Annotated in this window: 19 protein-coding genes; 4 read left to right on the top strand and 15 right to left on the bottom strand. The window is 61.2% G+C overall.

Annotated features, from left to right (window positions below; genetic code table 11):
- Window positions 1-54: 54 nt before the first annotated feature.
- The 10 genes from QUD34_RS13160 to QUD34_RS13115 all read right to left on the bottom strand — a co-directional run bounded on the left by QUD34_RS13160 (window position 55) and on the right by QUD34_RS13115 (window position 13,228).
- Window positions 55-849, bottom strand: a complete 795-nt coding sequence (locus QUD34_RS13160) for an AglZ/HisF2 family acetamidino modification protein (RefSeq protein ID WP_286354171.1) — start codon at window positions 847-849, stop codon at window positions 55-57.
- Window position 850: 1 nt separating this feature from the next.
- Window positions 851-1,465 (bottom strand): imidazole glycerol phosphate synthase subunit HisH, encoded by a 615-nt coding sequence (gene hisH / locus QUD34_RS13155; RefSeq protein ID WP_286354170.1) that lies wholly within the window; start codon window positions 1,463-1,465, stop codon window positions 851-853.
- Window positions 1,462-2,616: an N-acetyl sugar amidotransferase gene (locus QUD34_RS13150; protein WP_286354169.1), complete on the bottom strand. Its 1,155-nt coding sequence runs from the start codon at window positions 2,614-2,616 to the stop codon at window positions 1,462-1,464. The genes hisH and QUD34_RS13150 overlap by 4 nt, the downstream gene beginning before the upstream one ends.
- A gap of 256 nt (window positions 2,617-2,872) precedes the next feature.
- Window positions 2,873-4,096, bottom strand: coding sequence for a glycosyltransferase family 4 protein (locus tag QUD34_RS13145; protein ID WP_286354168.1), 1,224 nt, complete (start codon window positions 4,094-4,096; stop codon window positions 2,873-2,875).
- A 6-nt stretch (window positions 4,097-4,102) separates the two neighbouring features.
- Window positions 4,103-5,230: a non-hydrolyzing UDP-N-acetylglucosamine 2-epimerase gene (gene wecB, locus QUD34_RS13140; RefSeq protein WP_286354167.1), complete on the bottom strand. Its 1,128-nt coding sequence runs from the start codon at window positions 5,228-5,230 to the stop codon at window positions 4,103-4,105.
- A 49-nt stretch (window positions 5,231-5,279) separates the two neighbouring features.
- Entirely contained in the window at window positions 5,280-6,395 is a 1,116-nt protein-coding gene (locus QUD34_RS13135) for a capsular polysaccharide biosynthesis protein CapF (RefSeq protein WP_286354166.1), read from the bottom strand.
- A gap of 10 nt (window positions 6,396-6,405) precedes the next feature.
- The gene (locus QUD34_RS13130) at window positions 6,406-7,428 is read right to left on the bottom strand and encodes a polysaccharide biosynthesis protein (RefSeq protein WP_286354165.1); all 1,023 of its coding nucleotides are present in this window, start codon (window positions 7,426-7,428) and stop codon (window positions 6,406-6,408) included.
- A gap of 314 nt (window positions 7,429-7,742) precedes the next feature.
- Window positions 7,743-8,567, bottom strand: a complete 825-nt coding sequence (locus QUD34_RS13125; protein ID WP_286354164.1) for an MraY family glycosyltransferase — start codon at window positions 8,565-8,567, stop codon at window positions 7,743-7,745.
- A gap of 306 nt (window positions 8,568-8,873) precedes the next feature.
- A complete protein-coding gene (gene pnp, locus QUD34_RS13120) occupies window positions 8,874-11,054 on the bottom strand; it encodes a polyribonucleotide nucleotidyltransferase (RefSeq protein WP_286354163.1) in 2,181 nt (726 codons plus the stop codon).
- A 197-nt stretch (window positions 11,055-11,251) separates the two neighbouring features.
- Window positions 11,252-13,228 carry a polysaccharide biosynthesis protein gene (locus QUD34_RS13115; protein ID WP_286354162.1) on the bottom strand — a complete coding sequence of 659 codons (1,977 nt, stop codon included), beginning with the start codon at window positions 13,226-13,228 and terminating at the stop codon, window positions 11,252-11,254.
- 124 nt (window positions 13,229-13,352) lie between these two features.
- Between QUD34_RS13115 and QUD34_RS13110 the strand changes: the two genes are divergently transcribed.
- The 4 genes from QUD34_RS13110 to QUD34_RS13095 all read left to right on the top strand — a co-directional run bounded on the left by QUD34_RS13110 (window position 13,353) and on the right by QUD34_RS13095 (window position 17,783).
- Window positions 13,353-16,157: a polysaccharide biosynthesis/export family protein gene (locus QUD34_RS13110; RefSeq protein WP_286354161.1), complete on the top strand. Its 2,805-nt coding sequence runs from the start codon at window positions 13,353-13,355 to the stop codon at window positions 16,155-16,157.
- Between the two features lie 62 nt (window positions 16,158-16,219).
- A complete protein-coding gene (queD, locus tag QUD34_RS13105) occupies window positions 16,220-16,567 on the top strand; it encodes a 6-carboxytetrahydropterin synthase QueD (RefSeq protein WP_286354160.1) in 348 nt (115 codons plus the stop codon).
- Between the two features lies 1 nt (window position 16,568).
- Window positions 16,569-17,069 carry an LEA/WHy family protein gene (locus QUD34_RS13100; RefSeq protein WP_286354159.1) on the top strand — a complete coding sequence of 167 codons (501 nt, stop codon included), beginning with the start codon at window positions 16,569-16,571 and terminating at the stop codon, window positions 17,067-17,069.
- A 33-nt stretch (window positions 17,070-17,102) separates the two neighbouring features.
- Window positions 17,103-17,783, top strand: a complete 681-nt coding sequence (locus QUD34_RS13095; protein WP_286354158.1) for an HAD family hydrolase — start codon at window positions 17,103-17,105, stop codon at window positions 17,781-17,783.
- A 41-nt stretch (window positions 17,784-17,824) separates the two neighbouring features.
- Here QUD34_RS13095 and QUD34_RS13090 read toward each other — a convergent pair whose 3' ends face one another.
- The 5 genes from QUD34_RS13090 to panC all read right to left on the bottom strand — a co-directional run bounded on the left by QUD34_RS13090 (window position 17,825) and on the right by panC (window position 21,943).
- The gene (locus tag QUD34_RS13090; RefSeq protein WP_286354157.1) at window positions 17,825-19,351 is read right to left on the bottom strand and encodes an Rne/Rng family ribonuclease; all 1,527 of its coding nucleotides are present in this window, start codon (window positions 19,349-19,351) and stop codon (window positions 17,825-17,827) included.
- A 245-nt stretch (window positions 19,352-19,596) separates the two neighbouring features.
- Window positions 19,597-19,995 (bottom strand): aspartate 1-decarboxylase, encoded by a 399-nt coding sequence (panD, locus tag QUD34_RS13085; protein WP_286354156.1) that lies wholly within the window; start codon window positions 19,993-19,995, stop codon window positions 19,597-19,599.
- A gap of 94 nt (window positions 19,996-20,089) precedes the next feature.
- The gene (locus QUD34_RS13080) at window positions 20,090-20,608 is read right to left on the bottom strand and encodes a hypothetical protein (protein ID WP_286354155.1); all 519 of its coding nucleotides are present in this window, start codon (window positions 20,606-20,608) and stop codon (window positions 20,090-20,092) included.
- A 12-nt stretch (window positions 20,609-20,620) separates the two neighbouring features.
- Window positions 20,621-20,998 (bottom strand): hypothetical protein, encoded by a 378-nt coding sequence (locus QUD34_RS13075; RefSeq protein ID WP_286354154.1) that lies wholly within the window; start codon window positions 20,996-20,998, stop codon window positions 20,621-20,623.
- Between the two features lie 54 nt (window positions 20,999-21,052).
- Window positions 21,053-21,943, bottom strand: coding sequence for a pantoate--beta-alanine ligase (gene panC / locus QUD34_RS13070; RefSeq protein ID WP_286354153.1), 891 nt, complete (start codon window positions 21,941-21,943; stop codon window positions 21,053-21,055).
- Window positions 21,944-21,986 lie beyond the last annotated feature (43 nt).

Below are 21,986 nucleotides of genomic sequence, written 5' to 3'. Positions count from 1 at the left end.
TCAGGGATAATTCAAACCTATTGATCTCTGTTTTTAGGTGAGCATCGGTCTTGGCTAATGGTTTGATGTGTTTGCATGAAGAGCTACGCGGATCAAGTCATCCTTCTGCTGCTGATTTGGGTAGTTGATAAGCACGGCTCTGAATGGGCCCTTGAAGACGAACAGGCTCCCAGCGGCGGCTCCGACGATGCCACAGGCGGCGATCAGTTTCCCCAGATCGGCCAGTGACCCGGCTCCGCCGAGAATGGTCATGGGGAGGTCGATTCGAGCGCGCATGGCGGTAGCCAGGGCCAGGTCGTACCCCTTCATCTTCCCATCATGCGCGATGGAATTCAGGACGATCTCTCCGGCACCGAGAGCTTGGGCCTCTTCAGCCATCTTGAAGGGGCAAAGCTTCGTGTTCCGGGTCGCATTGTGGGTCCAGACTTCATAGGCATCGCCGGAAGCGGACTTATTGATGTCCAGAACCACGACGACGCTCTGGCTCCCGATCTCATCCGCGGCGCGAGTGATCAGGCTGGGGTCGGTGATGGCGGCAGAGGAGATGGCCACCTTCTCCACGCCCAGCCCGATGATCCGTTTGGCTTGGGCAGCAGTCTTGATCCCGCCGCCATAGGCCAGGGGCATGCGACATTCGGCGGCCAAGTCTGCGATCATCTTGAAGTTCGGCTCACAGCCATTCTTCGTCGCATCGATATCCACGACCATGAGTTCATCTGTTTCCTTCTCGTTGAAAATCTTCACCGCGTTGATGGGATCTCCAACATATTTGCTGTCCTTGAATTCGACGGTTTTCACGAGACCGCCATTATGGACGAGCAGACATGGAATGATTCGTGGCCTCAGCATGCTAAAGGTCCGCAAAATTTTTCAGGAGCCGAGTTCCATAGTGGTGACTCTTTTCCGGGTGGAATTGGATTCCATGGATGTTTCCATGGGTGACGGCGGCAGGAAAATCTATGCCGTACTCTGATTTCGCAGAAATATCCCTCGGGTCCTCGCATTCGAAGTAGAAGGAATGAAGGAAATAGAATCGACTGTCCGTTTCAAGTCCAGCAAAAATCTTTTGATTCGGCAGAGGTTGGACATCATTCCAACCCATGTGGGGTAACGGAAGGTGGTCGGTGCCTGGGGTGGACTTGAACCCTCTGACCCTTCCGTTGATCCACCCAAGGCCTGGCCTCTGGCCTTCATCACTGGAGCTGGCCAGGATCTGCATGCCTACACAGATTCCGATCACGGGCACGCCCTTAGCAAGAACAAGGTCATCGAGTGTCTCTCTCATCCCAGAAGCAGTGAGGCGCTCCATAGCATGATCAAAGGCTCCGACGCCTGGAAGGATGATCTTGGTTGCACTCCTGATTTCTTTGGCCGTTTGAGCGATGGCTATTCCGATGTTCAGCCGTTTGTAGACATTCGCAAACGCCATGATGTTCCCAAGGCCGTAGTCGACAATGGTAATCATCGAATGATGGCCCTTTGAACGCCTACCGCCCTGAGTACCTTTGTCCCGAGATCAATGAAAGTCATGGCGTTCTTGTAGTCCCGATAGGTCTTGTTCGGCCCGGCCATAATCGCCTTGAGTTCTTCAACCGTGAGGTCAAGTTTCGTAGCGATGTACTCGAAGTCCTCAGCTATGGTTTCTTCGCTATAGGCCGGCAGGGCGATTTTCTCAAGAGCATCCGCACGGCTCAATTGTCCGGTGAGGATCAAGCTTGAGAAATGGGCCCTGCGTTTGTCATACCCGAATTTGGTGGGCAACCAGTAGCCTTCATAGAACCGGGTGAATCTTGATTCATAGTGTTTATGTGCATATTTTTGCCATCCGAACCGGTCCACAAGTTCATCCATCGCCGCTTCCTTATAAAACGGGATATGGTTAAGAGGCTTTACAACTCGGACCCCTTTAATGAATCGATAGTAGAGTTTATATTTGAAAATATCAGCTAAGGGGAAAGTTCTCAGGGGATGTTTCCCGAACTTGCTGTGGATGTCTAGAAGCTGGCGGAGATCCGAGGCGTGATAGTGCCATTCAAGAGGTTCTCTTACGCATTCGCTGGAGTAATTAGCGCCTGTAAGAATGTATTTAAATTTATATTTAGCGGCGAAATTGTACATGGCCGCGAAGAATGCATGATCCTGGGGGGTGTCAATGTGAGGAACCTGAGCCTTGAAGAAGGCCAACTGTAGGTCCTTCATTTCCTCCCAATTGACAACTTCTGTATGTAGGTCGAGCCCGAGGTTATCAATAAGTTTCTCGATGTTATTGACTGCCTGCTGGGAGTTCCAACCAGCATCAACATGAAAAATTAGTGGACGAAGGCCGAATTTCTCTTTGGCAATGTAAGTAACATAGGAACTGTCGACACCACCGCTGATGCCGATGAGGCAATCATGATCCCGGCCCTTACCCTCCCTTTTAATGGCTTCAATGGTCGGGAGTAACTCTTGCTCTCCCCTTTCATCTGGGTGCCAATTGGGGAGGATATTATTATGATAATTATTGCAGTAATCACACCAGCCGCGCTCATCGAAAAAAATATTTGAATCACTTGTATCCATAATGCAGTTTGAACATATGGCATATGGTCTGTTGTTAGGAGTTTTATTCTGCATTTGGGTTACCGTAGTAGAAGTAATGGAAGGTTATAAATAATGGTTCAATTTCCTCTTCGTTGCCGACCCAACCGCGAGGGAAACTCGGCCATGTTTCACCGTCTCGGGTAGGGGAGGTGTGATGCTTTCAATAACCTGAGCTTAGGATATCACGACTGCCCCGGGAGGCTCCTGACCGATGGCGCGAGGTTGATGTAGTTCGGAGCCCGGCCGCCCCTGCATCAGATCGAGGTCCACCGGCCGGCGGGCGGAGACATCAAGCACCTCTAGCCTTGGTCGGTTCCATCAGCTGATCCATGGCAGCCACCAACTGGTTGAACAGGTGCTCGCGATCAAAATGGGCCTCGCAGTAATGTTTCCCGGATTGACCCACTCTGGCCCTCTCAGCTGCGCTCATCTGCCTTAATCTCAAGGCGCTGTTTGCCAATCCTTTGGCGTCCCCAGAGGACACGACGAGTCCTGCCTGCGCCTCCTTGATCAGATCGGCGCCTTCACCGTCCAGAGCTCCCAAGATCGGTTTGCCACAGGACATATAGGAAGGCACCTTTCCGGGTACCGTTCGGGCGAATGTCGGATCTTGCTTCAGGGTCACCAACAGCGCGTCTGCCTGCTCGAAGAAGGCGGGCATGGTCTCCGATGGGAACCGACCAAGCAAGTGGAAACAGCGGGACAGGCCCCTGGATTCAACTTGGGCCTTGACCCAATTCCACTGACGGCCTTCGCCCAATATAATCCACTGGATGGAGGGATCCTCACGAAGAAGCTCTGCCGCTCCCAGGATGGTTCCGAAGTCCTGGGCTTCCCCCACATTCCCGGCAAAAAGGATCCTGAATCCATCGGGCAAACTTGTAGGAAGGGCAGCGTTTGAACCTTCCACCGGCTCCACCCAATTCGGGAAGTAAGAAAGCCGCGAGGGATCGACCCCGTGGGACTGGATGCTGTCCGTGAATCCTTTTGATGTATAAAGAATATGGTTACACGATTTATAGATTAGTCTCACCAGGCTTCCGACGCTTTTGTATAGCCATTGAGAGCGGATACCACCTGCCGCGACGATGGATTCAGGCCACAGATCAAGTACCCAGAAGATAATAGGTACCCTCTTAATGAATTTTAAGAAGGCGGCAGGAACACCTACCGTGACCGGCGAGAGCTGACATACAAAGATGATGTCGAAAGATTCCCGACACAACACGGGACCGAGAATGCTTGCACTGAGCATGAAAGATAGGTAGTTGAGCGCCAGCCCCGCAGCCTTCCCGGAGCCGCGGGGAATCAGGGGAACCCGGATGATCTTTACGCCACGATGCGTTTCGCCCCTGTTGAAAAGGCCGTATCCCGTGAAGATTCTTCCGCCCGGATAGTTCGGAGCCCCCGTTAGGACCGTCACTTCGTGTCCACGCTGGGTCAACCCCTCGGCTAGATCATTGATCCGGAAGTGCTCTGGCCAGAAATACTGAGAGACGATCAGGACGCGCACAGCCGGTCATCTCCTCCAGACCGTGCGATTGATGTAGTCGGTGTAACTAAGGATGATCCGGACGACCTTGTCGGACACATTTGGCATGGAGTAGTCCGATACAGGGCGGAGAGTTCGTACCTCGCCTCGTCCTTGATGAGCCAGGATGGCCAGACCCTGGTGGACTCGTTCCCATTCTAGGCCGGTCATCATGACACTGGCTTCCTCCATGCCTTCCGGCCGTTCATGGGTTTCCCGCAGGTTGAGGGCCGGGAAGTTCAGGATGGAGGATTCCTCGGTGATGGTTCCGCTGTCGGAAAGGGTGGTGTGGGCATCGACCTGAAGGCGGACATAATCCGTAAAACCAAGTGGCTTCAGCAACTCAACGCCGGGATGAAAGGTTATCCCAAGGGTGTCCAGGCGCTTGCGAGTGCGTGGATGGGTGGAGACAATCACCCGCTTTCCTATGGTTTCGGCCAGGTTATTAAGGATGGTGACCAGCTTCCTGAAATGATCCTCGGGCTCAATGTTCTCTTCTCGATGGCTACTCACCAGGAAGTAGTCGTGCCGCGATAACCCAAGGCGATCAAGGATGTCTGACGACATGATCTTCGGCCTGTAATGGTTGAGCACTTCGTACATGGGTGAACCAGTCTTGATCACCCGGTCGGGTGGCAGACCTTCGCGGAGAAGGTATTCCCTGGCGATATCGGAATAGGTTAAGTTGATGTCGCTGATGTGATCGACGATTTTTCGATTTGTTTCCTCTGGAACACGCTGGTCGAAACAGCGGTTTCCGGCCTCCATGTGGAAGATGGGAATGTGGCGGCGTTTCGCAGGGATGGCGGCCAGGCAACTATTGGTGTCGCCCAGCAGGAGAAGGGCATCGATTTTGTCCTCTGCCAGCAACTGGTCCACCTTCACGATCATCTGGCCGATGGTTTCCGCGGCTGTGGCTCCCGCGGCACCCAGAAAGTGGTCGGGCTTGCGGATCTCGAGGTCATTGAAGAAGATCTCGTTGAGTTCGTAGTCGTAGTTCTGCCCCGTGTGGATCAGGAGGTGATCCATGTCTTGGTCCAGCCTGGACATCACTCGGGACAGCCTGATGATTTCAGGCCGAGTCCCGACGACGGTGGCAACCCTCAGCTTCTTCATGTTTCACTCCGCATTGCCCTGGCAGTAGGCCTCCGACGGAAACAGCACATCATACTTCTTCGATCCAAGTATCTGGGCGGTCCCTGTCGAAAGGTTCATTCACCCACATGATGGTGACCATGTCACATTCACCGATATTGGTGATGTTGTGGGTGTAACCAGGGGGGATGTCGACCACCTCCAGTTTTTCACCGCTGACCCGGTACTCGATCACTTCTTGAGTCCCGAGTTTTCGAAAACGGATGACTCCTGTCCCGCTTACCACAAGGAACTTCTCGTTCTTCGTGTGGTGCCAGTGGTTGCCCTTAGTGATTCCGGGGTGCGAGATGTTGACGGATACTTGACCTCGGTCCGGGGTTTTCAGAAATTCCGTGAAGGAACCTCGGGAATCACGGTGCATTTTGATGGGGTAGCTGAATTGGTCCGTGGGTAAGGCGCTCAAGTAGGTGCTGTAGAGCTTGCGAGTGAAAGGGTCGTCCATCGGTGGAATAGACAGGTCGTCCCGGCTGGAGGCGAATGCCCGGATTCGATCAGCCAAGTTTCCCACTGTGGTCTTGTAAACCACAGGAACAGTGCAGAACGGTCCGTTCATCACTGCCCTTCCTTCCAGGGCTTGACAGAACGCGTCTATGAGGTCGTCGATGTAGACTAAGTCGAGGGGGGCATCCGGATTGTTGATCTGGATGGGGAGCTTGTGGGCGATATTGTGGCAGAAGGTGGCAACGACGCTGTTGTAATTGGGGCGACACCACTTCCCGAAGAGATTTGGCAGCCTGTAGACAAAGACTGAAGTTCCTGTGGCCCGGCTGTATTCGAACACCGCCTCCTCTGCAGCGAGCTTACTCTCGCCGTAGGGATTGGCGAGGGCTGCCTGGGTGGACGAAGACAAGATCAGGGGGGTGCTTTTCCCGGCCGTTTGAAGTATTTGGACCAGTTGGGTAGTCAGGTTGACATTTCCCGCCAAGAACTCCTTTGGGTGCTCCGGCCGGTTGATTCCTGCGAGATGCACGATGGCCGAGGCGGCTAGGACCCGCTCAGGAAGTGCATCCAGCGGGTCGTTTACATCGTAGGTCAGAAGGTTCACATCCTTCCGGTATTTGAGGGCCGCGCATAGGTTGCTACCCACGAATCCATTTGCGCCAGTCACCAGGACGGTTTTCTTCATCGTGGTGCCCTCAAACCTGCACCCGTTCGCCTCTTAGGGCCTGCTGGACACAATCCAGCCGCATGAGCATGCGCTTCATGCCTTCGATATCCAAGAGTGGCACATTATGGGAATTGTAGTCGGTCTGCTCGCTCAACTCTTCTTCACCCTCAGTGAAATACTTTCCGTAGTTCAAATCCCGATTATCCGCGGGAACCCGATAGTAGCCTCCCAGGTCCTCGGCGATGGTTTTCTCCTCCCGTGTGAGGAGGGTTTCATACAGCTTTTCGCCGTGGCGAGTGCCGATCACTCGGAGGGGCATGGGACGGCCTAGGAGGGACTGGATGGCTTCCGCCAGAACTCCGATGGTGCTGGAAGCCGCCTTCTGCACGAAGGTGTCTCCTGGCAGACCGTGTTCGAAGGCGTATAGAACCAGATCGACCGCATCTTCGATGGTCATCATGAACCGGCTCATCTTCGGGTCGGTCACGGACAACTGGATCTCGTCCTGGACTTGTTTCAGGAAGAGCGGAATCACGGATCCGCGACTGGCCATGACATTGCCATAGCGTGTGACGCAGATGGTGGTATCGGGAGCAGCTGTCCGGGACTTTGCGATGGCCAACTTTTCCATCATCGCCTTGGAAATGCCCATGGCGTTTATGGGGTAGACCGCCTTGTCTGTGGAGAGGACGATGACTCTGGCCACCCTGGTCTGAATTGCGGCATTGAGGACATTCTCCGTGCCGACTGCGTTGGTTCGAAGGGCTTCCAGAGGGAAGAACTCACAGGACGGAACCTGCTTCAGGGCTGCGGCGTGGAAAACGAAATCCGCGCCTCGCATGGCGTCCCGGATGCTTGACTCGTCTCGGACATCCCCGATGTAAAACTTCAATTTCGGGTGGGAGAACTGGTCTCGCATATCGTTCTGCTTCTTTTCATCGCGAGAGAAGATTCGAATTTCCCCAATGTCCGTTTCAAGAAACCTTTCTAAAACGGCATTACCAAATGTTCCAGTCCCCCCAGTGATAACAAGCGTTTTTTGATTGAACATTTTGGACTCCATTGGCTCCGAAAAACTTCAATAATCGAATTGGTCCATCATTCACAACTATCTATAAATAAAATATTAGGAAAAAGTTAAAAAACAATATGTAAAACGGGCCAAATCCGACACAATCTCTGAAGCGATGAGCATTCGCCGCAGCATCTCAAGCGAGGCATCAATCCATGATCTTAGGCGCGGATTTGCGAGTCAAGGTCCCTCGCCTCCTAGAGGTTGAGCCTTTGAGCAAATGTTGCCAGGGTTTCCTGTGGCTAGCTTCATCTGGACCTTTATTCCGGCAATGCCAAAACATAGTGATGAGGTCAGGTTCCGGCTGATTGCTGGGGGAACAGAGAATTCGCATTCAGGAAAACCAGTGCGAAGGCGTATCCCAAGAAAATGATTAGGAGGGCTGTCGGGAAGGGGTACAGGACCACGAATCCGGAACTGATAAGCCAGAGTACCAAGGTCGCTTTCACATGCGACCCGCCGAACCGGGCAAGCAGATGATGGGGGAAGGTGGCGCGATCAGCGGTAAAGAAACTCATTCCCAGCCTTTTTCGCCGGATCAATCCCATGGCGACATCCATGGATATGGGTGCAGTGAACGCCAGGGTCATTAAGGGGTGTTCTATCCCACCCCCACGAAGGATGCCCTCGGCGATAAAGAATCCGCAACCGAAGCTTCCGGCATCGCCCATGAAGTGCTTGGCCTTTGGCCAATTCAGCAGTAGAAAACCAGCAAGAGCCCCCAGTGCGATCCGGGTGTCCACGCCACGCAGGTAGAGGGCAAACAACAGGATGAATGTGAATCCTCCCATGTAACCATTGATGGCGTCTTCGATGTTCACAGCATTGGGGACTGCCATGAACCAGAAGGTGATCGAAAGAGCCACAGGAACAAGGAAAAGAGGCGACCCCACCAAGGTCTGGGGAAGCCATGACGGATTGGTGGCCTTCAGGGTCAGTACCCAGGGCCAGGCAGCCATGGCTGAGATCGAAAGGAGTACCAGGAATTTCTGTCGTGGATGAAAACTATATCGATCATCCATTGTCCCAACCGCAATGAAGCTCAGACCCGCCACCCAGGTCTGCCAAGGTAGACCCGGGGAGGGAATTCTCCCGAACGCTGAAAGCAGGAAAAACACCAGCGCCCCTCCTAGCACCATGGCCAAACCCCCTGTTCGCGGGGTGGGCATGGCGTGCACCTTTCGGGGATCCGGCTGGTCGATGAATCCCCAGCTGACGGCTTTCCGGAGAAGCAGGAGGCTTGCAGCCATGGTTGCGAACATGGAAATGAGCGGGAGGAGCAATCGAGGCATTAATATGGATCTTCCGGGAAATGTTGAAGGAAAACCATCGTGGTTGTTGATTGGATTAAGGCGAAAGGTCAATCATGAGCACAAAAGGAACCCTGGGCTGTGGGTTCCTTTTGTGCTTGATGAGAAATTAGTTTAGGAACGCCGAGGAGGTCGGGGCCGCCGGGGCCGATCGTCATGGCTGGGCGCTTCGCCTTCGGGCTCGGCGTCCGCGCCTTCCGGCTTGGGGATGAGCGCCTTGCGGCTGAGCTTGATCTTGCCGCTCTTCTCGTCGATGCCGATGCACTTGACCATGACTTCCTGGCCTTCGCTCACTTCGTCGGCGGGGTTGGCGACTCGGTGGTGGGCCAGCTCGCTGACATGCAGCAGGCCGTCGAGGCCGGGGAGGATGGTCACGAAGGCGCCGAACTCGACGACCTTGGCGACCTTGCCCAGGTAGGTCTTGCCAACCTCGGCGGTCTGGATGAGGTCACCGATCATCTTGAGGGCCACCTGCAGCTTCTCCTGGGTGGGGCCGGCGACCTGGCAGAGGCCGTCGTCGTCGATGTTCACCTCACAGCCGCTCACCTCGATGATGTTGCGGATGGTGGCGCCACCCTTGCCGATGACATCGCGGATCTTCTCCTTGGGGAGCTGGATGCTGTGCATCTGGGGGGCGTTGCTGGCGAACTCGGCACGGGGGGCGGCGAGCACCTTGCCCATCAGGTCGAGCAGGTGCAGGCGGCCGGCCTTGGCCTGGTCGAGGGCCTTGGTGAGGATCTCGGTGGTGATGCCGCCGATCTTGATGTCCATCTGGAGGGCGGTGATGCCCTTCTCGGTGCCGGCGACCTTGAAGTCCATGTCGCCGTAGTGGTCTTCCTGGCCGGCGATGTCGGACAGCACCACGAACTTGTCACCGTCGCTGACGAGGCCCATGGCCACGCCCGCCACCGGAGACTGGAGCTTGATGCCAGCATCCATCAGGGCCAGCGTGCCGCCGCAGATGGTGGCCATCGAAGAAGAACCGTTGCTCTCGGTGATGTCAGACACCACGCGCACCGTGTAGGGGTTCTCCTCGGGCGTGGGGAACACGGCGAAGAGGGAGCGCTCGGCCAGCATGCCGTGGCCGATCTCGCGGCGGCCGGGCCCGCGGTTGGGCTTGCACTCACCCACGCTGTAGCCGGGGAAGTTGTAGTGGAGGTAGAACTTCTTCTTGTACTCCTCCTCCAGGCCATCGATGATCTGGGTGTTCTGGATGGTGCCCAGCGTGGCGGTCACCAGGGCCTGGGTCTCGCCGCGGGTGAAGAGGCAGCTGCCATGGGCCGCGGGCAGGACGCCCACTTCGATGTTGAGGGGGCGGATCTGGTCGAACTTGCGGCCGTCCAGGCGCACGCCCTGCTTGAGGATGGCGTTGCGGAAGAGGGTCTCCTTCAGCTCGTCGAAGCAGGCCACCAGGTCCTTCTTCAGCTCGGGCTTGTCGGCGCAGAACTGGGCGACGGCTTCCTTCTTGAGGAGGTCGATGGCCTTGTAGCTCTCGATCTTCACCTTCATGGTCAGCGCCGCGAAGAGCTTCTCGGCGAAGGCGGCGGCCACTTCCTTGTAGAGGGCCTCGTTGCGCTCGGCCTTGGCGGCGGCGACCTTGGGCTTGCCCACCTTGGCCTGCAGATCCTTCTGCAGCTTCACCAGGGTCTTGATCTGCTCATGGCCGAAGGCCAGGGCCTTCACCATGTCGGCTTCCAGCACTTCCTTGGCGCCGCACTCCACCATCACCAGGGCGTCGGAGGTGCCGGCCACCAGGAGGTCGATGTCGCTCTCGGCGCGCTGCTCGACGGTGGGGTTCACCACCAGCTGGCCGTTGACGCGGCCCACGCGGACGCCGCCCACAGGGTTCACGAAGGGGATCTCGCTGATGATGAGGGCCGCGGAGGCGCCCACCATGGCCAGGGTCTCAGGGGCGTGCTGGCCGTCGTAGCTGAGCACCTGGGCGGTGATCATGGTGTCGCCGTTGTAGCCCTCTTCAAAGAGGGGGCGCAGGGGGCGGTCGATGAGGCGGCTGGTGAGGGTTTCCTTGGTGGTGGGTCGGCCCTCGCGCTTGAACCAGCCGCCGGGGATCTTGCCGGCCGCCAGCACGGGCTCGCGATAGTCCACGGTCAGCGGGAAGAAGTCGATGCCTTCGCGGGGGGTGCCGTAGCACACGGCCACGAGGACCATGGTGTCGCCCTGGCGGACCACGACGGCGCCGTGGGCTTGCTTGGCGATGCGGCCGGTCTCGAGGCTGATGGGCGCGTCGCCCAGGTCCACCGACACCGTGGTGGGGTTGAATTTCAATGCGTTCATGCAAGCTCCTGGGCCCTCGGGCCCAATGGGCTCCCCTGAGCCCGGCTCAGCGTCCGGGTCTCCCGCGATCGCTCCATGAAACCCGTCCGCCAAATCCTGAATCAGGAGGGGAGGTGGGCTTCCTGCAGAGGTCGCCGCCGAAGGGGAGCGGGTGGAAATCGGCAGGATCAGCATAACACGCTGAGCCTTCAGGCGCTTTAGGCCTGCTGGGCCTTGGGCACATAGATGGCATGGGCGCCTGAACTGCGGCGGTCGCGGGCCTCTTCCGAATAGCGTCCCAGGCCACTGGGCGAGGGGGCATAGGTTGGCACAAGCTGTTGGAGCCAGCGGAGAATCTGGGCCTGGCGCCTACCCTCTCCCTCCATGATTGAAAGACGCAGGGCCGCCGCCCCTTCTTCCAGTAGGTCGTCATCCAGCTCTTCCGGATTGGCATTGAAGACCTTGGGATGGACCCCCGTGCGGGATTCCTCCTGCTGCGTGAAGAGTTCTTCGAACAGCTTCTCGCCGGGTCGGATGCCGCTGAACTGCACCTCGATGTCCTGTCCGGGCAGCAATCCGGAAAGGCGCGCCATGTCTGTGGCCAGATCGACGATCTTGACGGGGTCGCCCATGTCCAGGACATAGACCTTGGCGGTGTCGCCCAGGATGCCTGCCTGAAGCACCAGCTGGCTGGCTTCGGGGATGGTCATGAAGTAGCGGGTCATGTCCGGGTGGGTCACGGTGATGGGTCCACCCACGCGGATCTGTTCTTTGAAGATGGGAATGACACTCCCCCGGCTTCCCAGGACATTGCCGAACCTCACGCTGACATAGCGCGTTCCTTCAGGAGCCCGTCGGGCCGCCCGGAGTACCAGGGATTCGGCGATCCGCTTGGTTGCCCCGAGCACATTGGTGGGGTTGACGGCCTTGTCCGTGGAGATGTTCACGAAGGTATGGGTGCCCACCGCCAAGGCGGCGTTCACCACATTCAGGGTGCCGAAGACATTGTTGTCCACGGCTTCTTCGGGATGAGCTTCCAGGTAGGGCACATGCTTGTGGGCCGCGGCGTGGAACACCACCTGCGGCTTCCAGCGGTTGAACACCTGCTGGAGACGGATCGGATTGCGGACATCGCAAAGCTCCAGGGAGAGTCCCTGGTTGGGAAAGAGGCTCCGAAGCGAGCGCTCGGTCTCCCACAGGCTGTTTTCTCCACGCCCCAGCAGGACGATTCGGGCGGGACGGAAGGCCGCCACCTGGCGGGCGATTTCGCCCCCGATCGACCCACCGCCCCCGGTGATGAGCACCACGGCATCTTCAAGCACGAGATTGAGGGAGCTCTGGTCCAACTCCACGGGCTCCCGGCGCAGAAGGTCCTCGATGGAGACATCCTGCAATTCGGGTTTCCAAGCCCGCGACCCGAGCAGGTTGAAGAGTCCCGGCGTGGTCTTGACCTCGATCCCGGCGGAGCGGACCACATCCGTCAGCTGCCGGATCACGGAACCGGGGGCGCTGGGAATGGCCAGCACCACCTGGGTGGCTTCTTCTTTCCGGATGATCTGGTGAAGCAGCCGAGACGGGCCCAGCACCCGGGTCCCCTGAATGCGGATGCCCTGCTTGTCGAGGGCATCGTCAATGAATCCTACGATTCGAGTCCCCAGTTCAGGATGCCGCTTGAGCTCCTCGGCAATCATGAGCCCCGCCCGGCCTGCCCCGACGATGAGGGTCCGGTGGGGGATGGCCCCATCAGGCAGCTGATCGATGCCGAGATCCCGTTCGTGGCGGGCGCGGATGGCGCCCCGGAGGGTGAGCCACAATCCGCCCGTGGTCAGGGCGGAGGCCATGGCCGTTTCCAGATCGAAGACTGAATGGAATTCGCGGGCCAGGATCGTCACGAACGCACTCATTACCAGCAGGGTCGTGGTGGCCATGGCCAGCCGGACGGCGTCACGGAAGCCGATGAGGCGGTAGTGCTGGCGGGTCAACTGGAAGACGAGGTTGATGGCCAGGGCCAGGAGGGTCCACTTCAAGGCCCCATGCGGCGTCAGGTGGGCCCCCACGAAGACCCGCTCGCAAAGCATCCAGGCCACCAAGGCCGCCCCGCCATCCAGAACGAGCTTGACCCCTTGCCGAAGCAGGGGCTGATCCAGGGTGGATGGAGGCGGGAGCGAGGGCCGGTAAGAGGGAGGGGGGTTCATGACTCGAGACGGCTCATCAAATGAGGAATACGCGGGTGTTCCTGGGTGGCTGAAAGAGCTGCGGGGCCATGATAACCTGAACCCTTGTCAATGCTGGATTTCATGTGAATTCATTGGAGCTGTCATGCGATTCAACCTTCTGGGCGGCGCGGCGATCCTGACCTCGGCCCTCTTCGCTCAACTTCCCCAGGGACTCGATCTCCAGGCCCTGAAACAGGCAGCCGGGGCCCAGGGGGTGGGTGCGGCGGATGCCGTGCCCGGGCGTTCTACGACCCTTCCTGCGGCTACCGCGACCCCTGCGACCCCTGAAGACGCCGCCCGTCAGCGAAGCGAAGATGAAAAGCTGGACGAGGAGGTCCGGGCCCTGAAGCGCCGTGAGAAGGGACCGCGCCGCTTCGGCGCCGATCTGTTCCAGGTGCGGCAGCGGGGTTCGGCCGCCACGGAAGGGGGCATTGCCGAGGATTATGTGTTGGGCACGGGCGACCGGCTGAACCTCAATGTCTTCGGCAGCGCCACCTTCGACCTTCCGGTGCAGGTGGACGGCCGGGGCGAGATCGTGATTCCCAAGGTGGGCACGGCCAAGGTGGGCGGCCTGACGCTGGGCAAGGCCAAGGCGGCGGTGCAGGGGCTGGTGAGCCGCAACTTCTCGCGCTCCTCGGTGGACTTGCAGGTGATCAAGCTGCGCGAGGTGCGGGTCTTCGTCATGGGTGAGGTCTACCGGCCCGGCAGCTATCTGGTGTCGAGCCTCAGTTCGCTGGTCAATGTGCTGAGCCTGGCCGGGGGGCCCACCGCGGTCGGCAGCTACCGCGACATCCGCGTCATGCGGGGCGGGCACAAGGTGGCCGGGCTGGACCTCTATCCGCTTCGGGCCGAAGGCCTGGGGAATCCCAATGTGGCCCTCCAGAACGGGGACACCGTCTTTGTGCCCCTGGCCCAGAACCAAGTGCTGCTGGAGGGCGCCTTCCAGCGGGTGGTGGCCCTTCCGCCTGAGCCGAAACGGCAGAAAGGGGACACGGTCGAGCCGGAGGATCTGGATCTGGATCCTTTGAAGGAACAACGCGAGCGGACTCAGCGTGAAATCAAGGCCATCGAGGCCCAGCTGTCGCCGAACCAGGGAGCTGGAATCGCGGAGGGTGGTGAGAATGCGGACCCCCAGAGTCAGGGGCGTGAGCCCCAGACCGCCGCGCAGTTGGGCAGCCGGATGCCTCAGGCACCTGTGCTTAGCCTGACGGAGCGGGCCGCTTTGGAGGATCGGCTTTTCTTCTTGAAGCGTCAGTTGGTGGTCCTCAAGGAAGCGCCCCAGGGCGACCATCGCGTTCGGATCAATCCCGAGACCCAACTCCCCGTGTTCCCCCAGGATGCGAACGAGTCTCTGCCGGAGTGGCTGCGGCGCTGGGAATCGACTGGCGTGGCCCCTCGCCTGCAGTTCGAGCTTCGGGCGGGTGAGACCGTGGCCGAGGCCCTGCGGTTTGCCGGTGGATTTGCCCCGGAGGCGGGTCCCGGGACGCTGACCCTCCGCCGACGGGATGCGGCAGGCACCCTCAGCGGCCAGGATGTGCCCCTGGATTCGGCCAACCATCTGGCCCTGCAGCGCGGGGATGTGCTGTCGGCCCTCCCTCGCCGGGAACGCACGGGGCCTGTGGTTCAGATCAGCGGCTGGGCGCGGGTGCCCGGCGTCTTCGCCCGCACGGAGGGGCTGAAGGTGGGCGACCTGCTCCGCCGGGAAGCTCAGGTGCTGCCGGATACCTATCGGGCCCGGGGAGAGGTGGTGCGGACCGCGGTGGACGGCACGAGCCGGTTCCTGGCGTTCGATGTGGACAAGGCCCTGGCGGGCGACGCCACGCACAACCTCTTGCTGGAGGACCGGGACCGGGTGGAGCTGTTCCGCATGGAAGATCTCCGCCTGCCGAAGCTCGTGACGGTGCTGGGGCCCGTGGCCCGGCCCGGCACCTACGCCTTCCATGACGGGATGAGGGCCTCGGACCTCATCTTCCGCGCCGGCGTGCCTGCGAAATCGGCGGACCGCCTGGTGGCCGAGCTGGCTCGCAGCAAGGATGGCAAGCCCAGCGAGGTGATCCGACTCGACCTGGCCAAGCTACTCTCCACGGAAACCGCCAGCCCCATCACGCTCCTGGACGAGGCCACGAACCCCCGCATCCAGTCGGATGACCAGCTGAGCCTCTTCGAGAAGCCCGACTACAAGATCCATCGCACCGTGCGGATCACGGGGCAGGTGGCGCGGCCGGGATCGTACACGCTGGATTCGGCCAAACCCTCGCTGAGCGGGCTCATCCAGCGGGCCGGCGGACTGACTGCGGAGGCCATGCCCCAGGCGGGCATCTTCCTGCGGCGGATGAGCACCCAGGACGCCTCCCTGCAGCGGGCGGCCGAGGAATCCGGCCTCATGGGGAAGGATCCCACGGCCAAGGGGATCAACGAGATCCTCGAACGCCTGAACGAAACCAAGCGGCAGCCTCTTTCGGGCCAGCTGCTGAAGAATCCCCTGCTCCACGGCCTCCTGGCCGGCAGCCTGAACCGCATGGTGGTGGATTTCGGCGGTGCGCTGAAGGGAGAGGCCCTCTCGGATGTGGAGCTGCAGGACGGGGATGAGATCATCATCCCCCGGGCCACCGAGGCGGCCTATGTGGTGGGCGAAACGGCCAGTCCCTTCGCCACCTACAAGGTTCGGAAGGGCATGAAGGTGGGTGACCTGCTCAAGCTCGCCGGTGGCACCACCCGGAATGCGGACACCTCGAACATCCGCCTGCTCAAGGCCGATGGCCGCATCCTGGATTCTTGGATCGAGGGCAGGACCGTGGAACCCGGCGACACGGTGCTGGTGCCCCAGCGCTTCCGCCGCGACTCCAGCTGGCAGGAGAACCTCCAGGCCCTGACGCCACTGGCCCTGATCCTGAACGCCGTCAAATAGGCCCGGCCCTGCTGATAGAATGAAAGGCCCCGCCCATGCGGGGCCTTTTCATCGTGAGTGCCATGATCCTGCGCAAAGAGTACTGGTTCGAAGCCGCCCATTTCATCTACAACCACCCGGGCAAGTGCCGGAACCTGCATGGTCACAGCTACAAGCTCTTCGTGCTGCTGGAAGGTGCCGTGAATCCCGAAACGGGCATGATCATCGATTTCGACGACCTCTCGAAGGTGGTGGTGGACAAGGTGATCTCGAAGCTGGATCACCGCTTCCTCAACGACCTGATCCCCCTGTCCACGGCCGAGAACATCTCGGTGTGGATCTGGGAGCAGCTCAAGCCGTCCCTGCCCCAGCTCTGCCAGATCGAGGTCTTTGAAACGACCGACAACTGCGTGATCTACCGCGGAGCCTGACATGCGACGCCTCTGGGCCCTTCCCGCGCTGGTGCTGTTGGTCGGTTGTGAGGCCATCAACCCCGCCCTGCGCTATGAAGAGGCCGCCCGCCAGCTGCGGTTCACCCTGGATCGGGTGGAACCCCAGGTGGAACTGGCCTTTCCCCTCGAGCAGTCCCGGCTTCGCCTGAGGCTCGAGGTGGGCGTGGACAACCCCTCGGACCAGCGCCTCCGCACCCGGCGGGTGAGCGGAGACCTCCGGCTGGCGGCCCAGGGCGGAGACCATGGCCTCGGATCGGTGAGCTTCCCCGAAGGCGCCGACCTCGCTCCGAAGGGCCGCAGCGTTCTGCGCGTGGATGTGGTGCTCGGATATGCCGACCTCAAGTCGGCCTGGGGGCCCCTGTCCGGGGCGGTGTTGCGCCATGAGCCCGCCACTTGGAACCTGGCGGGCGAGGCCCGCTTCGAAGTGCTGGGGATCGAATTCGGCGTGCCTTTCCGCACCCGCCGGGAGAGCGGCCGATGAGGCCCGTCCACTGTCCACGCTGCACCGCCTGACATGATCCGCGCCGTCGTCTTCGACCTCTGGAATACGCTGGTCTTCAGCCCGGCGGGCAGCCCCTTCCAGCGGTTGAAGGGCCTGATGAGGCCGGAGCAGGTCCATCTGCACGGCCCCCTCATGCGGGACGGGATGATCCGCCCCTATGATTCGGTGGAGGCCTTTCTGGAGGCCTGGCGCGAGCCTGCGGGCCTGGATGAGGCGCAGGTGGAGGCGATGGCCCAGGCCTTCCGGGAGGCGGGCGACCAGGCCCAGTGTTTTGCCGGCGCGCCGGAGGCTGTGGGTGCCGTGCGCGACCTGGCTCGGGTGGCCCTGCTGTCGAATACGCAGAGTTTCGGCCTGGAACTGCTGGATCGGCTGGGTATCTCTGACCGGATCCGACTCCAACACCGGAGTGCCGACCTGGGGGCGCTCAAGCCCGAGGCCGCGGCCTATGAGGCCGTGCAGCGGCGCCTGGGCCTCTTTCCCGGCAACCTGGCCATGGTGGGCGACAGCTGGACCGATGATGTGGAAGGCGCCCTGGCCGCAGGCTGGACCGCCATCTGGGTGAACCGGGAGGCCAAGCCCCGGCCCGATCACCACCCCGACGCGCCTCTCTACGAAGTGCGGAGCCTGGATCGGGTGCCCGAGCTCATCGAGAACCTCCAAGCCGGCATGCGCTGTCCGACCTGTCTCGGGTAGTGGGCTCGGATAGCGGGCTGGGGCTGGAGCTTGCAGGCCGCTTAGGCGGTTGCCGAGTCCGAACCGGCCAGCTGGAGGTCCATGACCACGGCGTGCCGGGGAGCGTCCTGGCGCTCGATCCACTGGACGCGGGCGCCGAGGAGCCGGGCCAGCTGCATGAGGCCCTCCCGGGCTTCCTGGTGCAGCGCCCCCGCCAGCTCGGGGTGCACGGTCAGGCGCACATCGGCGCCGCGCAGGCGCTCCCCCAGCCGCACGAGCTCACGGTAGGCCTTGAGCAGGGAAGTCTCGGGGCTCTGGGTGCGGCCGGCCCCGTTGCAGACAGGGCAGGGCTGCGTGAGCAGCCGCTCGAGGGAAGGCCCGGTCCGCTTGCGCGTGAGCTCCACCAGCCCGAATTCGGAGATGCCGCCGGCCCGGGCGTGGTTGCGGTCCCGCTTGAGTTCCTCCTGGAGGCGGGCCAGCACTTCATCGCGGTGCGTGGGATCCACCATGTCGATGAAATCGATGACCACGATGCCGCCCAGGTTGCGCAGGCGGAGCTGCCGCACGATCTCGGGGATGGCCTCGAGGTTGGTGAGGTAGACGGTCTCTTCCAGATCCTTCTTGCCGACGAACTTGCCCGTGTTCACATCCACGCTGACCAGGGCCTCGGTCTGGTTCAGCACGATGGAGCCCCCGTGCTTGAGGAAGACCTTGGGCTGCCGGGCCGAGTCGATTTCGGCCTCGATGCCGAACGCATCAAAGATGGGCAGGTCCGAGGTGAACTGCTTCACGCGGTTGGCCCACTCCGGGTGGAGCTTCTCCACGAAGGCCAGAACCTCCTGGTGGGCCTCGGCGTCATCCACCCAGAAGGTGGAGACCTCCTCGCGGAAGATGTCGCGCATGACCTTCTGGAGCAGGCGCAGGTCCTGCCACACCAGGCCGGGCGCCGGCACGGTGTCGGCCTTGGCCTGGATCTCCTGCCACATCTGGCGCAGGAAGGTCACATCCCCCACCAGGTCCTCGTCCTTCTCACCGATGGCGGCGGTGCGGACGATGAAGCCCTCGCCGGGCTGGGTGTGGCTGCGGATGAGGTCGCGGAGACGCTCCCGCTCTTCGGGATCCGTGATCTTGCGGGAGATGCCGATGTGGTCGATGCCCGGCATGAACACCAGGAAGCGGCCGGGGAAGCTCAGGTGGCGGGACAGCCGCGGACCCTTGGAGCCGATGGGGTCCTTCACCACCTGGACCAGGGTCTCCTCGCCCTCCTTGAGGGGGGGCAGGGGCGGTGGCGGGGGCGGCAGGTCCTCAGCGGCCTCCTCCCCGTCCTCGTCGGCGGACAGGTCCGCCCCCAGCCGTTGGGCCACGGGGTCGTCCAGGTAGAGGAACCCGTCCTTGGCGCCTCCGATGCCCACGAAGGCGCTCTGCATGCCGGGGAGCAGCTTGGCCACCCGACCTTTGTAGACATCCCCGACTTGGCTCTTGTTCATCGTCCGCTCGAGGAACAGCTCGCAGAGCTGGCCGTTCTCAAGCAGCGCGATGCGCGTCTCCAGCGGGGTCGAATTGACCACCAGGGACTTGCGGACTTCCATGGAACCAACCTTTCAGAACCGTGCGGAGGGGCGCCTTGCCCGGACCGCGGGCCCCAGGGCCGTACCAGGCCGAAGGGTAGGTCATTTCTACCATGACCCTTGGATGCCGCGCCAACCGGGGTAGGTTCCGCGGGCCGTGCGAATTCTTTGAATCGGGAGAAGTGCGGACTGGATTGGTGGGGCTAAGTAGTTACTTAACTAAAGTTAAATAATTTATTAAATCCTATTAATCCTGTCCCAGCGCTTCAATCCCTGAAGGCGCTGACACAGAGGGGCGTCCGCTCCTGGGTGCGGCGCTCGGTGATGCGGTTGCGCTCATCCACGAAGACGACCTTGGGGGCCACGGTTTCGGCCTCCTCCGCGCTCATCCACCCGTAGGCGGCGATGATGACCAGGTCCCCCTTGTGCACCAGGTGCGCGGCGGCGCCGTTGATGCCCACCTCGCCTGAGCCCGGCACTCCGGGGATGACATAGGTCGAGAGGCGCGACCCGTTGGTCACATCGTAGATGTCGATCTTCTCGTTCTCCATGAAGCCGGCGGCTTCGATGAGCAGGGGATCGAGCGTGATGGACCCCACATAGTCCAGATCGGCCCTCGTCACGGTGGCGCGATGGATCTTTCCGAGCAGGAAGTGGCGCAGCATGCATCCTCCGGTCCAGGCTCCGTCCGGAGTCCCGGCCAACGCATAAGGATGGACTCAGGATTACCCTGGGTCCATCCTCGATTTTTGACCAACGCTAGTTGAACAGCACCACATGCAGGTCCAGGCCGATCCGGGGCGGGGCGACCGGGGGCGGGGCCATGGGCAGACGGAAGGCGCCTTCGAGATCTAGGCGGGCCCGGGGGTCGCGGACCTGGCGCAGCACCCACCGCCCTTCGAGGAAGACATACATGCGGGAGGGGTCGCCGGGCACCAGGGCCACATAGCGGCGCTGATCGCCAGGGCGCCAGTACCCGTCCATCCAGGCGGGCGGGCGGTGGTGGCCCACCCGGCCCCGGTCCTGATCCTCATCTTCATAGCGGTGGCGTTCGTGCTTCCGGCCTTCTTTCTCCCGTTCTTTCCAATACTTGCGCTCGGCCTTGTCGCGTTCCTTCCAGTATTTCCGGTCTTCGCGATCGTCCCGCCGGTCATCTCGGCGATCTTCGCGTCGATCTTCGCGCTGGTCGCGGCGGTGGTCATCGGGCCGGGCGCTGGCGGGCAGGACGGCCAGGGAGAAAGCGGCGATCAGGGTGGCGCTCAGCAATCGATGCAGCATGGAACCTCCTCGCTAATTGAACAGCACGACATGCAGATCGACCCCCACGCGGGGCAGGGGGACGGGCGGAGGGGCCATCGGCAGACGCAGACAGTCGCGGACTTCGGCCTGGAGGCCCACGGAGAATCCCTTGCGGAGCTCCCAGCGGCCATCGATCAGGAACCAGGCACGGTCCTGATAGCGGGGATCCACGGCGATGTAGGGCCGCTCGGGAAGCCGGGGGCCGAATTTCTTGGCGAGACCGGGCGGGAGGCCGCCCTTCTTGGCCAGGCCCGGAGGGACCCCGTCCTTCTTGGCGAGCCCCGGAGGGCCGCCCTGGCCGTGTTTATCGTGGCCCCGCCCCTGGGGCATTGCGAGCAGGCTGGCGACGAGCAACATCGGGACGAGCATGGATCCTCCCGGAATGGGTCGCCCGGCCGGGGATCGGCGGGAGACGGCTCCATTCTAGACGCTTTGAGGACTCAGGCTCGTGTTCAGGCCCGCATCCACCGGCGAGGGGGCCAGGACCACATTGTCGATGAGACGGGTACCGCCCACGAAGGCCGCCACGCAGAGGACCGCCGCGCGATCCACCAGGCCCTGCAAGGGTTCCAGGGCCTGGACATCCACCAGCTCGAGGTACTGGATCGAATCCACGCCGGACAGGGGGCCGCGGGCGAGGTCCATCAGCTTGGTCACCTGGCGTTCGCCGGCATCGAAAGCCGCCTTGGCGGCCAGCAGGCCCTGGCTGAGGCCCAGGGCCCGGCGCCGGGCGTCCTCGTCCAGGTAGGTGTTGCGGCTGCTCAGGGCCAGGCCGTCCGCCTCGCGGATGGTGGGCACCACCACCACATCCACGGGCAGGTTCAGGTCGCGGGCCATGCGCCGGATGACGACGGTCTGCTGGAAATCCTTCTGGCCGAAGAAGGCCAGGTCCGGCTGCACGATGTTGAAGAGCTTGGCCACCACGGTGGCGACGCCGCGGAAGTGGCCGGGCCGGAAGCGGCCACAGAGGGGTTCGGCCAAGCGGCCGGGTTCCACATGGGTCTGGAAGCCCGTGGGGTAGATCTCGGCAACCTCGGGAAGGAAGAGCACCGTGGTGTCGGCCTCCAGGCACAGGTTCTGATCCCGCTCCAGGTCCCGAGGGTAGCTGGTCAGGTCCTCGCCGGGGCCGAACTGGGTCGGATTCACGAAGATGGACACGACGGTGGCATCACAACGGGCGGCGCTCTGGCGGATCAGGGCCCCATGGCCCTCATGCAGGAAACCCATGGTGGGGACGAACCCGATGCGTTTGCCTTCGTCCCGCAAGGGTCTCAGAAGGGCACGCAGATCGGCGATGGTACGGACAACTCGCATGGACAAAAACGGGATCCTTCAGAAAGCGCCTGTCAGTTTACCA

It is taken from the genome of Geothrix oryzae (genome assembly GCF_030295385.1).
Classification (GTDB): domain Bacteria; phylum Acidobacteriota; class Holophagae; order Holophagales; family Holophagaceae; genus Geothrix; species Geothrix oryzae.
This window is presented reverse-complemented; position numbering and strand designations above follow the sequence as displayed.